The organism is Algoriphagus aurantiacus, assembly GCF_035156405.1.
GTDB lineage: Bacteria > Bacteroidota > Bacteroidia > Cytophagales > Cyclobacteriaceae > Algoriphagus > Algoriphagus aurantiacus.
The window spans coordinates 120,860-132,500 of record NZ_JAXRUT010000016.1; the positions used below are offsets into that span (position 1 = coordinate 120,860).

Below are 11,641 nucleotides of genomic sequence, written 5' to 3' on the forward strand. Positions count from 1 at the left end.
CAGCTTCTGAAGAAGCAGGACAACTCATCTTTTGCCCTTTCGCCCGATCTCCCTAATTTAGCGACCTAAAATCACCCGAATGAAGTTGATAGAAGTTGTCACACCTGCCCATCAAAAAGAGTTTATCGAGATGGCGGTAAGGTTATATAAAAACGAAAAAAATTGGATTAGGCCTCTTGATGCGGATATCGAGGGGCTTTTTCATAAAGAAACAAATAAGCTTTTTCGAAATGGGGCTAAGGCAATGCGCTGGCTTTTGCAAAATGATAAGGGTGATACCATTGGACGAGTGGCGGCTTTTATCAATCCAAAAATGAAAGAAAAACAACCAACTGGCGGTTTGGGTTTCTTTGAATGTATCAACGATCAGAAAGCTGCTTTTTTACTTTTTGACACCGCAAAAAATTGGCTTGAGAGTCAAGGGATGGAGGCCATGGACGGTCCGATTAATTTTGGAGAACGAGACAAATGGTGGGGATTACTTGTTGATGGATTCACCGAGCCAAATTACAATATGCCTTGGAACTTCGGCTATTACCAGGATTTCTTCGAGAAGTACGGTTTTCAGATTTATTTCAAACAATACACCTATGCCAGACCTGTACAGAATCTGGGGTTTGATGAGAAAATGAAAGCCAGGGCAAAGGTTATTATGGATAATCCGGATTATGACTTCCATTATCTCAGGGGCAAGGAGCTGAAAGAGAAAGCGCCGGAATATTTCATGACGGTATATAATAAAGCATGGGCACGACACATGGGGAAATCACTTGCGTTGAAAGAAGCACAGATGATGTTTGCTAAGATGAAACCAATCATCGATGAAAAGTTGATTTACTTCGGGTTTTACAAAGGTGAGCCTGTTTCATTTTTCATTCAGATTCCAGAAATCAACCAGCTCTTCAAGCATGTGAATGGAAAGATGGATTTGATCGGTAAACTTAAATTTCTTTGGTATAAGACCTTTTCTCCGCCTAACAAAATGCTCGGTCTGGTGTTTGGAGTAGTGCCCGAGCATCAGGGAAAAGGAGTGGAAAGCGCCATGATCATCACCTATGACAAGATGAGTGGTAAAGCTTCATTTCCTTACAAAACCATCGAGATGAACTGGATCGGGGATTTCAATCCCAAGATGATGCGTGTTTGTGAGCAGCTTTTAGCGGAGATATACAAGACTCATCATACCTATCGCTACTTATTTGATCGGACTAAGCCTTTTGAGAGGCATCGGATTTTTGATTGACGATTTACGAAGTACGAGATTGAAAGTAGTGTTGGGCGTAATTTTCCAATCTTTTAATATCGAATGAAGAATACGGAATGTCGAATTACGAAGTAGCATCAACCTCTAAACTTAATTTTCCAATATTTCAATTTTAAAATTTTCCAATACAGAAAAAAAATGAAAAAATACGACGTAACAGGCATAGGAAATGCCTTAGTAGATATTGAGTTTAAAGTAAAAGATCAGTTTTTCACTGATAATGCTGTCGAGAAGGGCTTGATGACTTTGGTGGACGAAGGTCGCCAAAATGCTCTAATGCAGGTGATCAATACCGAGCAGGCCAAAAAACAGTGTGGCGGATCGGCAGGAAACACAGTCATTGCAGTTTCTCAGTTTGGGGGAAAAGCCTACTATTCTTGCAAAGTGGCCAATGATGAACTGGGTCATTTCTACATGAATGACATGAAAGATGCCGGTGTTTCGCACAATCTCAGTGAAACCAGTTTGGCAGAAGGGATCACTGGTAAATGCTTGGTAATGGTGACCGAGGATGCTGAGCGAACAATGAATACGTTTTTGGGAATCACTCAGACTTATTCTACTGCAGATGTCAACGAATCTGCGATCAAGGATTCTAAATATTTATACATAGAAGGTTATCTAATCACTTCTGAGAATGGCAAGGAAGCAATGATCCATGCCAAGAAAATCGCAGAGGAAAGTGACGTAAAGGTTGCCTTGACATTTTCCGATCCAGCAATGGTGAAGTACTTCAAAGAACCGATGGCAGAGGTAATCGGAGCAAGCGTGGATTTGCTTTTTGCAAATGAAGAGGAAGCAATGATTTTCACAGGAAAAGATAATTTACTTGAAGCGCGGGAAGAAATGAAGAAATTAGCAAAGCACTTTGTGATCACACAAGGAAAAAATGGCGCAATGATTTATGACGGAGACACTTTCATAGACATTGAGCCATACGCTACCACTGCGATCGACAGCAATGGAGCAGGAGACATGTTTGCTGGAGCTTTTATGTACGGTATTACCAACGGTCATAGCTATGCTTCTAGCGGAAAGCTCGCATCCATGGCAAGTTCGAAGATCGTAGGGCAATTCGGACCTAGGTTACAATGGCATGAGGCAAAAGATATTTTGGCTAGATTGAATCCATAAAATAAGACCCTGAAAAATTAAATTTTCAGGGTCTTATTTTTTATTATTTTTTTATCCTAAATTTTTAGATTACGATTAATTAGTCTTTTTTAGGGTAAAATTGTGAAGAATGCCTCAACCAGAAATGAATTAGGCTTTTTTAAAGACTTTTCTAACTAAAAATATCTTCTTAATTTTAATTAATGAGAATAAATTCCAACATATTATGATGAGAAAACTTACTGCTTTGGGGTTAGTGGCAGGAATGCTAAGTGTTCAGGCTCTTGCACAAACCAAAATTGAGTTCAAGGAATTTGACTTGGACAATGGGCTGCATGTGATCATGCACCAGGACAATACCACGCCAATTGTGGTGACTTCAGTTCTTTACCATGTGGGATCTAAGAATGAGCAGCCAGACAGAACTGGTTTCGCACATTTCTTTGAGCACCTGATGTTTGAAGGATCTGAGAATATCGAGCGAGGAGAATACATGAATATTATCCAAGCACATGGTGGTACGCTGAATGCGTATACTTCCAATGATATCACCTACTATTATGAGTCCTTACCTTCCAATGAATTGGAGCTGGCGCTTTACATGGAGAGCGAGCGAATGCTTCATTCCAAAGTAGATCAAACGGGGGTAGAAACTCAACGTGAGGTGGTAAAAGAAGAGAAGCGTCAGAGCTATGACAATAGGCCTTACGGTAGTATTTTAATTGAAACTCTTAAGAGAGCCTATACCGAACATCCTTACCGTTGGGCTCCTATTGGATCGCTGGATGATTTGAACGCAGCTTCAATTGAAGAATTTCAGCAATTCTACAAGGATTTCTATGTGCCGAACAACGCTACATTGACCATTGCCGGTGATATTGATTATGAGCAGACAGAAGAATGGGTAAAAAAATATTTCTCTGAAATCCCTAAAGGGACAAAGCCTATTTATAGACCCGAGATAGAAGAGCCTAAAAAATCAGAAGAGATCAGAGATATCGTTTACGATAACATTCAGATTCCTGCAGTGATTCAGGCATACAATCTTCCGCCTAAAAATGACGCTGATTCTTATGCGATGTCTATGCTTTCCACCTATCTGACTGGAGGAAATTCTTCTTTGATGACCAAGGAACTGGTGGATAAACAACAAAAAGCTTTGGCTGTGGCAGCAATTCCCCTTGAATTGGAAGATGGAGGGATTTTCATCATGTATGGTATCACCAATATGGGAGTAGAGCCAAATGATCTGGAAACAGAAATTGATAAGCTTATTCAGCAAGTTCAGACAGAAGGGATCTCAGATAGTGATTTTGAGAAGCTTCAGAATATAATGGAGAACAATATTGTAAGTGGAAACTCCTCTATGGCAGGCGTAGCCGAAAATCTAGCCGAAGCTCACGTGATGTTTGGCGGAGCTGATTATGTGAACAAAGTAATGGAATCGTACAGCAAAGTTACCAAGGCTGATTTACAACGTGTAGCCAAAGAGTACTTAACTCTAGATGGCCGGGTCGTTTTGTATTATTTGCCAAAGCCAGCTGAACCAGCTCAGTAATTGATTCACCTTAACAATCGAAATGACATGAAATCGAGCAAGACCGCGAGCGACAAACAGCTAGCTGATTTTTACCTTGCGAGATTCCATGTGACCTCTAAAAGAAAATTATGAACACATGAAAAAAATAACAATATCTCTTATATTGAGCCTTTTGGTGTCTGTCGCGAGCTTTGCTCAGGTGGACAGAAGTCAGTTTCCAAAAGCAGGACCAGCGCCTATAATAAAAATTGGAGAGGCAGAGACATTTACGCTCGACAACGGCCTGAAAGTTTTTGTAGTAGAGAATGATAAGCTTCCCCGGGTTTCTTTTACACTTGTACTGGAAAGAGATCCATTATTTGAAGGAGACAAAGCCGGAATGACCGGATACGTAGGACAGATGATGAAGGCGGGTACGACTACACGTACCAAAGATCAGATCGATCAGGAAATTGATTTCATAGGAGCAAATCTTGGGGTTTCTTCAACTTCTATTTCTGCTTCCTCTTTGAAGAAACATCAGGGTAAAATCCTTGATTTAATGGCTGATGTGCTTTACAATCCTGTTTTTCCAGAAGAGGAGTTGGAAAAATTGAAGAAGCAGTCACTCACAGCCTTGGCCACGAGCAAGGATGAACCTAATGCTATATCAAGTAGGCTGGCCAGTGCTATGGTCTATGGAAAAGATCATCCGTATGGTGAAGTAAATACCGAAACTTCATTAAGCAATGTAACTGTAGAGGATTTGAAGGAATATTATAATACCTTCTTCAAGCCTAATATTGCTTACTTGGCTATCGTAGGCGACATGAGTAAGGCAGAGGCAGAGGAAGTGGTGAATAAATATTTCAGCGACTGGGAGCCCGGTGATGTACCAAAGTTTACCTATGACGCTCCAGCCCCAGCTAGCAAAAATATAGTAGGCTTGGTGGATCGCAGTTCTTCTGTACAAACGGTAATAGATATTGCTCAGCCGATTGATTTGACGCTTGGTGATCAAGATTATATTTCCAGTAGAGTTCTTAATGAGATATTTGGTGGTGGATCATCTTCCAGGCTTTTTGTTAATCTTCGTGAAGATAAAGGCTATACCTATGGTGCATATTCTTCATTCGCTGCGGATAAACTGATCGGGCAATTCTCTGCCGGTGCTTCGGTGCGTACGGAAGTGACAGACTCTGCTGTAGTGGAATTTATCTACGAAATCAATAAATTGGTGGAGGAGGGTGTGACCCAAGAAGAACTGGATAAGGCGAAGGCAAGCCTCGCAGGCTCATTCGGTAGATCTTTGGAGAGTCCTTCTACCATCGCAAATTTCGCGTTGAATATCGAGCGCTACGATCTACCAAAAGATTATTACGAGACCTATTTGCAAAAAATGAATGCATTGACAGTAGAGGATATCAACGAGACTGCAGATAAGCTGATAGATCCCGACAAGCTTTACATTATGGCAGTAGGCAATGGTGCAGAGATCAAGGATAAATTGGCCCAATTTGGCGAGGTGAAGATGTACGACAACATGGGTTTTCCTGCCAAAGAAATGGCTGCAGTAGATGCTGATATGACTTCTGAAAAAGTAATTGCAAATTACATAGATGCAATAGGAGGAGAGGACAATGTAAAAGCCATCAAAGCTGCTAAATTGGAAATGCAAGCAGAAGTGATGGGGACTCAGCTGACTATTGAATTGATCCATGATGATGCGAATATGCGCTTTGCGCAAAAAACCTTAGTAGGTGGTAATGTAATGCAAACCTCAGTTGTCAAAGAGGGAAAAGGTACTGCAAGTGTACAGGGTCAATCCATGGCAATGACAGACGAGCAGGTAGATGCAGCAAAATTGGGAACCTTCTTTATTCCTGAGTTGCAATATGAAACCATGGGATACACGCTCACACTTGATGGAATAAAAGATGTGGAGGGTACTCCAGCTTACAAAATAATCGTGGCCACCCCGATGGGATCTACAGTAACAAATTATTACTCAGTAGAATCAGGACTGAAAATCAAAAATGAGAACCCAGTTTCAGGAGATACTTTCTACAGTGATTATCAGGAGAAAAATGATGTTTTGATTCCTATGACACAGACGATCAAGTCAGCTATGATTCCGGTCCCACTTGAAGCTAAAATAACTAATCTTGAAATCAACCCTGAATTGACTGAAGCGGATTTTAATTAATCAATTATGAATAAAAGTAGTGTAATATTAGCTATAGGCCTATTGGCAGCACCATTGGCTACACAGGCAAGTAGTCCAAAAGTGGAAGTCTCATCCCTAATTGAGACTAGGAATTCTGTAAAAGAAGTGATCGATGCATACATCAAAGCAACTGGTGGAGAGGCTAAGATGAAGGCGGTTCGCAATGTCGAAATGAAAATGCAAGCAGAGATCCAAGGAATGAATCTGGATATGTATAGTGTGGTCGATCAGGAAAATCAGAAGTTACTTAATGTGACTGAGATGAATGGTAGTGTGGTTTCCAAAACTGTTGTGAAAGACGGTGCAGGCAAGGTGATCGCAATGGGCCAGGAGCAAGTCTTGACAGAAGACCAAATCACTTCGATGAAAAGTCAGATGTACGGTTTTCGTGAGTTGTATCTGGATGAACTAGGTGCGACTGTAACTTATGATGGGACTGAAGAGATCGAAGGTGAGCAAGCACATAAGCTTTCTTTTGATGCTGGCGGGGATGCTAATACCACAGAATATTACAGTGTGGCTACAGGCTTAAAACTTCAGACAGTATCTCCAGTAGCTGGTACGGTCTCCTACCAAGATTATAAGGAAGTGGACGGACTAATGATGCCAACGAAATTGGTTATTACTAATGCTATGTTGCCTATGCCATTGGAAGCGATCGTTACTTCTATCGTTTTCAATCAAGATTTGGATGACTCGGTGTTTAATTAATTCCAACAAAAAAAGTGCAAAGGGCTGTCTGTGAAGGCAGCCTTTTTGTTTTAGACATTAATCCAAATGTCTCTTTTGGGATTATTTTTTTTGTCTAATAGGACATAGTCTTTGAAATAAAGGGTGTTTGTGATTTGTAATTCCACTTCGAGATCTCTTCCAAACCGATTTATGGATAATTTAAGACCATGTGTATGGAGCTCTTGTGTTTTAACCAAGTCTCCCACCATAAGTTTTGTATACGCTTCGCTTGCTGGATGCAGTTTATTGATTTTACCCTCTGCAAGCTGGACGATGCCAAATGCGGAGGATAATTCATCTTCTTTTTCCTTGGTTGTTATATCAAAACCCAGAGAAGCGAGATGCTTCTCCACTACTGGGAAAATGTCCTCTTTTCCTGCTATATAATCTTCGTAGAATTGATTGAAATAAATTGGGTGATTAGTTTGTGAAAGCACTACTTCCCATACATCTTCTAGTGTATAACCAATTTTTGGTTTTCCGAATCGTTTCCAGAGGATCTTCATCACCTGATGAAGTGAAGAATTTTCATCTAGTAGCATTGCGTCCAGACAAAAAGCAATCAAAGCTCCATGCGTGTAAATACTTACTTTTTTATCTGGAATTCCAGCTGTATATCCGTCTATCCAGAGATCAAAGCTAGATTCCAAGATGGATTGGTTTTGCCAGCCAAAATTCACAGATTCCCTATTGAGTACTTTTTCAAAAGTTTGGCAGTATTCCTTGAGTGAGAAATATCCGGATCTCAAGAGGAAAAGATCTCCCATGTAAGTGGTAACACCTTCTACCATCCATCCAGCTTTATGATAAGCTTCTTTGGAAAAATCGTAGGGTAATATTTCCCTAGGTCTGATCTGGCATACATTCCAGGCATGATACAGCTCATGGCAGCTTACACCCATAAGTTCATTCATGTGCTCATGCTCTTTCAGGCTTTCTTCAGACCCAAAAGTTATCACAGTTCCCCGCTGATGCTCCACACCATGATAGTGGGAATAGGGTAGGAGTAGATAAATAAAATGATATTCGGCTTCCGGGAATTCTCCGAAAGCCTCGATTTGCTTCTCTGTGAACTGTTTGATGTTTTCCTTAAACCTAGCTAAATCAAAGTAAGCATTCCCATGAAACCATAAATGAAAATTCACTTCACTAACCTCAAATGAATCATGAGTTAATCGCGAGGAAGCTAGAAAGCTACTATCAGCCAGTTGTTGGAAGTTGGAGGCAATAAACTCATTGTTTTCCGTAGGCAGTGTAGTGCAAATTTGGAAGTGCGGAGGGTAGCTTACTTCTATTTTAATTTTTTCATCAGCTCTACCTTCAACTTCAAAGCAACAATTGACGAAGTTTAGATAGATCTGCTCGTCATCCACCCAGCAAGAACCTGCGTCCATCTTCGCACAGTAATATTCATAGCATACATGGTATTCACCCACATGATCAGGAATGAATTCCCATAAATCTTTGATAAGTTTTGACGTTGAAATAGGCTCTCCGTTTGGAGATAATACTTGAAGATTTCGAATATTTTGAACGTAATTTGCCAACTGATATCGACCGGCACGCCAAGCTGGAAGCTGGAGCCTGACTGGGGAAAGATGCTTTACTGGCACACAAAGCGTGATTTGTATGTATTGGGAAACAGGGTTTCTGGATGCTATAGAATAGTTGATCATTGTTGATTTGAATGATTTCAAACAAATGTTTTTTACCTTGTTTGTATTTAAAGAAATGGTACTTATCTTTGCAGTCCTTTTTGGGGGGTGATTCCCGAGGAACAAAGAATTAGAAAGCAATTAGATAAAGATATTCGATCATGAAAAGAACATTTCAACCTTCTCGTAGAAAAAGAAAAAATAAGCACGGCTTTAAAGAAAGAATGTCTTCTGCTAACGGTAGAAGAGTACTGAAAGCCAGAAGAGCAAAAGGAAGACATAAATTGACTGTTTCTTCTGAAAAGACATTGAAGAAGTAATTCTTAGCACTGATTTTCGTATGTTCACGTACGATTATAGTCCTTGTGATGAATTACAGACTCCCCAAAAGTGAGCGGCTTAATGCCGACAAACTTATCAAGGAACTTTTTAACGAAGGTTCCTCTTTTTTTTTGTACCCATTTAAAGTCCAATTTTTTGTTAAAAAGGAACAGGGTAATGGAACCTCTCAGGTGCTTTTCTCCGTTTCGAAGAAGAAAATCAAGAAGGCTGTAGGACGTAACTTTGTGAAAAGGAGAATGCGTGAAGCCTACAGGCTTAACAAAGAGTTGATCCCTCCTTCTGCTCCAGATATGTCTATTGGCTTAATTTATGTAAGTTCAGACTTGATGGAATTCTCACAAATTCAGACTAAAATCATATTGGCTTTAAAGAAACTGGCCACCATTGTAAGCGAAAACCAAAAACAGCATGAATAAATCATTGAAAAAATCCCTCCTGATCTTTATGTTAGGGGCAGTTGTACTCACAGGATTTTTTGCATTCAAAGCTAAAAATGACAAGCTATTTGCCATTGCTAAGAATATTGACATTTTCGCTACCCTCATAAGAGAGTTGGATTCCTATTATGTGGATGATATTGATCCAGATGAATTAGTAACCATAGGTATCAATGCGATGCTAGAAGAATTGGATCCATATACTACTTACATCCCAGAGGAAGATTCTGACGATTATCGATTAATGACTACAGGCGAATACGCTGGGATTGGTGCTTTGATAGGTAATAGAGGTGATGGAAGTATGGTCATTATGCCATATACTGGATTTCCTGCGCAGACTGTAGGCTTAAAGATTGCTGATTATATTCTGAAAATAGATACCACTGACGTTACCAGCATGGGAACTTCTGATGTATCTACTCTTCTTAAAGGACCTGCTAACACTCCTGTTCATCTGCAGGTGAAAAGAAATATGGATACACTGGAATTTGACGTGGTCCGAAAGAAAATTGCCATTAAGAATGTTCCTTACTATGGTAAATTGGATGAGCATACAGGCTACATCAAACTTGCAGAGTTTACCACCAATGCTTCCACAGAGGTTAGAAATGCGCTGGTTGATTTGAAGAGCCAAGGGATAGATCGGTTGGTTCTGGATGTGAGAGACAATCCCGGAGGACTGGTGAATGAAGCTGTAGAGATTGTGAATCTATTTATCCCAAAGGGAAGAGAAGTAGTAAAGACCATAGGCAAGCTTGAAAATGTGAATTACACTTATAAAACGAATAAAACTCCCGTGGATAAGGATATTCCCATGGTTGTTTTACTCAATGAGCATAGTGCTTCAGCTTCAGAAATTGTAGCTGGTGCACTTCAGGACTATGATCGTGCTGTTTTGATTGGTAGGAAATCATTTGGAAAAGGTTTGGTTCAAACTACTGTACCACTTACCTATAATGCACAAATGAAAGTGACTACAGCCAAATACTATATTCCCAGTGGACGCTGTATTCAGGCTATCGATTATTTGCAGAGTCGGGAAAATGATGAACTGGTGACAGTTCCGGATTCATTGAGAAAAGCGTTCTATACCAAAAATGGCAGAATTGTATTGGATGGCGCTGGTATCGAACCTGATGAAATGGTTGGGCAAAAGAGTTATGCACCCATTTCTTATAGCTTAGTAGCGAGAAACCATGTGTTTGATTATGGGACAAAGTACTTCTATGAGCATACCGAGATTACAGATCCATCTAATTTCACCATTTCGGATGAAGATTATGACGATTTTGTCAAATGGTTAGAAGGTAAAGAATACGATTATACTACCTACTTAGAGAAATCAGTAGAGGATATGCGTAAGAATGCTGAGAAGGTGGAATATTATGAAGAGATAAAGGCCCAGATTGATTTACTTGAAAAGAGAGTAAATCACAGCAAAGAGCAGGATTTGGTGACTAATAAGGATGAAATCAAGAAAATTCTTTCTCAGGAAATAGTGTCCAGATACTATTTCCAGGAAGGTATGATTGAGTCTGGGTTGCAATATGATGACGACGTGATCCTTGCTGCTGAGTTATTGAAAAAACCCGAAAAGATTAAGATGTTGCTGACCGCTTCATCTAAGTAAGCATTATGGCAATTATTCTCTCACTTGAGACTTCGACACCGATTTGTTCTATTGCCGTACATAAGAATGGTATTCTGTTAGGAGAGCGATCACTTGATGTTCCAGGTGCTCATTCTGAGAAGCTAATGGGGATGATTGAGGATATTCTCGATGAATGCAATCTTACTATTCGGCAAATCAATGCAGTTGCGGTTTCTGAGGGACCGGGATCCTACACTGGATTAAGAATTGGTGTTTCAGTTGCCAAAGGACTGGCATTTGCTGGAGATATACCGTTGATTGGGGTCAGTACTTTGGAGGCATTGTCATTCGGGGCAAAATCCCAGATGGATAGTAGAGGAGTGATCATAGCTATGCTGGATGCGCGAAGGATGGAAGTTTATCGGGAAGTGTTCGATTATGAGTTAAATTCTTTAGAAAGACTGGATTCAGAAATTATCGATGAGAGTTCATATTCAGAATTTCTGGAAAAAGGCGAAGTCTACTTTGTAGGGGATGCAATACATAAGGTTTCAGAAGTTATTAAACATCCGAATGCCTGTTTTCTAGATCTTAAAATCTCGGCTGTTTATGTTGGGATTTTAGCTTATAAAAAGTTTCAAATGGGAGAGTTTGCCGATCTGGCTTATTTCGTTCCAAATTATCTGAAGGAGTTCAAAGCTCTTCAGTCCAAAAAGAATCCGTTGTTGATATGAGTGAAATAGTAAATAGAGTTGCGA

At 40.0% G+C, this 11,641-nt stretch carries 11 protein-coding genes (1 of these 11 only partly in view); 10 read left to right on the forward strand and 1 reads right to left on the reverse strand.

The features are described 5' to 3' along the window. Positions 1–79: 79 nt before the first annotated feature. From SYJ56_RS16180 to SYJ56_RS16200, 5 genes are all read left to right on the forward strand, one after another. Entirely contained in the window at positions 80–1,243 is a 1,164-nt protein-coding gene (locus tag SYJ56_RS16180; RefSeq protein WP_323835872.1) for a hypothetical protein, read from the forward strand. Between the two features lie 159 nt (positions 1,244–1,402). Then, positions 1,403–2,398: an adenosine kinase gene (locus tag SYJ56_RS16185; RefSeq protein WP_323835873.1), complete on the forward strand. Its 996-nt coding sequence runs from the start codon at positions 1,403–1,405 to the stop codon at positions 2,396–2,398. 208 nt (positions 2,399–2,606) lie between these two features. Continuing rightward, positions 2,607–3,935 (forward strand): M16 family metallopeptidase, encoded by a 1,329-nt coding sequence (locus SYJ56_RS16190; protein ID WP_323835875.1) that lies wholly within the window; start codon positions 2,607–2,609, stop codon positions 3,933–3,935. A gap of 118 nt (positions 3,936–4,053) precedes the next feature. Beyond that, on the forward strand, positions 4,054–6,102 hold the full coding sequence (locus tag SYJ56_RS16195; protein WP_323835877.1) for a M16 family metallopeptidase: 2,049 nt from the start codon (positions 4,054–4,056) through the stop codon (positions 6,100–6,102). A gap of 6 nt (positions 6,103–6,108) precedes the next feature. Next, entirely contained in the window at positions 6,109–6,834 is a 726-nt protein-coding gene (locus SYJ56_RS16200; RefSeq protein WP_323835879.1) for a LolA-like protein, read from the forward strand. Between the two features lie 50 nt (positions 6,835–6,884). Here the strand turns inward: SYJ56_RS16200 and SYJ56_RS16205 are convergent, their stop codons facing one another. Continuing rightward, the gene (locus SYJ56_RS16205) at positions 6,885–8,552 is read right to left on the reverse strand and encodes a M61 family metallopeptidase (protein ID WP_323835882.1); all 1,668 of its coding nucleotides are present in this window, start codon (positions 8,550–8,552) and stop codon (positions 6,885–6,887) included. A gap of 119 nt (positions 8,553–8,671) precedes the next feature. Here SYJ56_RS16205 and rpmH point away from each other — a divergent pair, with 119 nt between their 5' ends. The 5 genes in view from rpmH to SYJ56_RS16230 are tightly spaced (at most 48 nt apart) and all read left to right on the forward strand, a layout consistent with a single transcriptional unit that may run on beyond the window. Then, positions 8,672–8,830, forward strand: coding sequence for a 50S ribosomal protein L34 (rpmH, locus tag SYJ56_RS16210; RefSeq protein ID WP_091698287.1), 159 nt, complete (start codon positions 8,672–8,674; stop codon positions 8,828–8,830). Between the two features lie 48 nt (positions 8,831–8,878). Then, complete coding sequence (gene rnpA / locus SYJ56_RS16215) at positions 8,879–9,268, forward strand: ribonuclease P protein component (RefSeq protein ID WP_323835884.1); 390 nt, start codon at positions 8,879–8,881, stop codon at positions 9,266–9,268. Further along, the gene (locus SYJ56_RS16220) at positions 9,261–10,922 is read left to right on the forward strand and encodes a S41 family peptidase (RefSeq protein WP_416377808.1); all 1,662 of its coding nucleotides are present in this window, start codon (positions 9,261–9,263) and stop codon (positions 10,920–10,922) included. The genes rnpA and SYJ56_RS16220 overlap by 8 nt, the downstream gene beginning before the upstream one ends. 5 nt (positions 10,923–10,927) lie before the next feature. Continuing rightward, a complete protein-coding gene (gene tsaB, locus SYJ56_RS16225; protein ID WP_323835886.1) occupies positions 10,928–11,617 on the forward strand; it encodes a tRNA (adenosine(37)-N6)-threonylcarbamoyltransferase complex dimerization subunit type 1 TsaB in 690 nt (229 codons plus the stop codon). Next, positions 11,614–11,641, forward strand: partial view of a DUF2480 family protein gene (locus tag SYJ56_RS16230; RefSeq protein ID WP_323835888.1) — the 5' portion only. The gene runs 482 nt beyond the window's last position; only the first 28 of its 510 coding nucleotides appear in the window; it begins with the start codon at positions 11,614–11,616; its stop codon lies beyond the right edge, outside the window. Before tsaB ends, SYJ56_RS16230 begins: the two co-directional genes overlap by 4 nt.